General features: G+C 66.2%; 3 protein-coding genes. All 3 read right to left on the bottom strand.

The genetic code is table 11. The annotated features are described in order from the left end of the window. Nucleotides 1-234: 234 nt before the first annotated feature. Nucleotides 235-771 (bottom strand): carboxymuconolactone decarboxylase family protein, encoded by a 537-nt coding sequence (locus A8G08_RS21075; protein WP_068278517.1) that lies wholly within the window; start codon nt 769-771, stop codon nt 235-237. A gap of 272 nt (nt 772-1,043) precedes the next feature. After that, nucleotides 1,044-1,736, bottom strand: coding sequence for an urea ABC transporter ATP-binding subunit UrtE (gene urtE / locus A8G08_RS21070; protein WP_068278515.1), 693 nt, complete (start codon nt 1,734-1,736; stop codon nt 1,044-1,046). Further along, on the bottom strand, nt 1,729-2,293 hold a 565-nt coding region (locus A8G08_RS21065; protein WP_157108714.1), incomplete at its 5' end, for an ABC transporter ATP-binding protein C-terminal domain-containing protein. The genes A8G08_RS21065 and urtE, both read right to left, overlap by 8 nt.

The raw sequence follows: 2,293 nt of genomic DNA, 5'->3' as shown, positions 1-2,293 counted from the left end.
GCACGGGTGCAAACCTTCCTCATGGGTGCGAGATTTCGGCCCCGGAAGGAAGTTTTGCGCTCGTTTGGGGGTGACTCCTAGGGGCGAATTGTGTTCGTGTGGGCGAAGTTTCGCCCCTGTTTACGAGTTTTGCTGGCGTTTGGCAGTTCTTCCCCGGGTGCAAACCTTCCTCATGGGTGCGAAACTTCGCCCCCGTTTACACGATTTGCACCCGTTTGGACGGTCGGTCGGGCGCTATTCGAAGTCGCGGGCTACGCGGAGGGTGCCGATGGTGGTGGCCAGCCCGTCGTACTGGGTAGTAAGCAGCACGACCTCGATCAGGCGGCGCTCGTCGTAGTGCTTACCGAGCTCGGCCCAGGCGGCATCGTCGACGTCCTTGGTCGCTACCAATTGATCGACCGCGGTGAGCAGGGCGCGGTGCTTCGGACTCCAGCCCTCGGCCTCGGGTCCGGTGCGAACCCGATCGAGGATCTCCGGCGTCACGCCGGCGCGGCGGCCGAGGCGGATGTGGTGATCCATTTCGTAGCCGCAGTCGCGCAGGTGGGCGACGCGGAGGATCACGAGTTCGGACTCGTGGCGGGGCAGCCGACCGCCGGGCATCAGCTTGCCGCTGTAGTGCAGCCAGCCGCGGAACAGCCCGCCCGCTCGCCCGAGCGTGCTGAACAGGTGCGCATCCGGTGCTCCGGCGCCGAGCGACAGGGCCCGCCACAGCACCCAGTTGATCGGTCCGAGTTCGCGCAGGCGGCCGGGCTCGATGCGGGGAGCGCTCATAGTCTGAACGTAGCAGCCGAATTTCCCGCTTTCGGTCCGCTGGACGGATACGTACAAGCCGACGCCGCGCACCGGTCCGGGTTCGCCGACGGCGCCCACGCCAACCGGGCGTGCTGGGAATTGGCCGGTGCCGCACCGAGCACCCTGATCCGTGCCTTGAAAGTAGTGCCGCCCAACGGCTGTCGCTCGAACTGAGCAGTGTTCGAAATCGTCGCCGCATATCACCTACTGAGGACCCGATGGTCCTCAGCGTCCCTGTGCCGGAGCCTGCGCTAGATCGCCATCGCGGCCCGAACGGTCGCCTCCGATCCAGCTCCACCCGCACCCGACGACGTGCACCGACCCGATTCGAACACGTAGTACCGCTGGGCCGCCTGTAGTGCAAAGCCGATGTGCTGTTCCACCAACAGCACGCTCAACCCGCCGCGTTCGGTGAGAGCGACGATGGTGCGCTCGATCTCCGCCACCACCGATGGCTGGATGCCCTCGGTGGGCTCATCGAGGATGAGCATCTTCGGCTCGGTGATCAGCGCTCGCGCGATCGCAAGCTGCTGGCGCTGGCCTCCGGACAGCAACCCTGCACGGCGGCCGAGCAGTTCCTTCAGCGCGGGGAACAGGTCGAGTGCCTCGTCGATCCGCTCCTTGCCACGCTTGCGGCCGTCGGCCACCACCTGGAGATTCTCTTCGGTGGTCAGCTGCCCGAACGATTGCTGCCCCTGCGGGACGTACGCCAGCCCGCGCCGCACACGCGCGCTGGGCCGCAGGCGAGTGATGTTCTCACCGTTGAAGAGAACCTTGCCCGAATTGGTGCCGATCAGACCCACGGCGGCACGCAGCAGCGTGGTCTTGCCGGCGCCGTTGTGGCCCATCACCGCGGCGACGCCGTTCTCGGGCACCTCGATCGACACGCCGTGGATCACCTCGGTACGGCCGTAGCCGCAACGCACATCGATGAGTTCAAGCATCCTGGGCCTCCGACTCCCCACCAACGAGTTCCTCGCGGGCCGCGACCTTCTCGAGTTCCTCGCCGCCCGCAGCTGTACCGAGGTAGACCTCCTGAACCTTGGGGTCGGCCTGCACCTCCGCGACGGTTCCCTCGCTGAGCACCTTGCCGCCTGCCATGACCGTGACCGAGGTGGCGAAGGCGCGCATGAAATCCATATCGTGTTCGACCACGACGACGGTGCGTTCACCGCCGATGCGGCGCAACAGATTTCCCGTCTCCTCGCGTTCTTCGGTGCTCATACCGGCGACCGGTTCGTCGAGCAGCAGCACCGAGGCATTCTGCACCAGCAGCATCCCGATCTCGAGCCATTGCTTCTGGCCGTGCGCCAGGATGCCCGCCGGTGCGTCGACGAGGTCGGTAAGCCCGGTGATGTCGAGCGCCTCCTCGATGCCGGGCAACACGAACTTGCGGCGGCGCAACAGGGTGAGCGCGGAACGGCCCGCGCCCGCAGCGATGTCGAGGTTCTGCAGCACCGTCAACTGCTCGAACACGCTGGCGGTCTGAAAGGTTCGTCCG

Source organism: Aldersonia kunmingensis, assembly GCF_001646865.1.
GTDB classification, from domain to species: Bacteria; Actinomycetota; Actinomycetes; order Mycobacteriales; family Mycobacteriaceae; genus Aldersonia; species Aldersonia kunmingensis.
This window is presented reverse-complemented; position numbering and strand designations above follow the sequence as displayed.

Excerpts from the sequence above, each read along its gene's own strand:
- A8G08_RS21075 (WP_068278517.1), bottom strand. The coding sequence starts at position 771 with ATGAGCGCTCCCCGCATCGAGCCCGGCCGCCTGCGCGAACTCGGACCG.
- urtE (WP_068278515.1), bottom strand. The coding sequence starts at position 1,736 with ATGCTTGAACTCATCGATGTGCGTTGCGGCTACGGCCGTACCGAGGTG.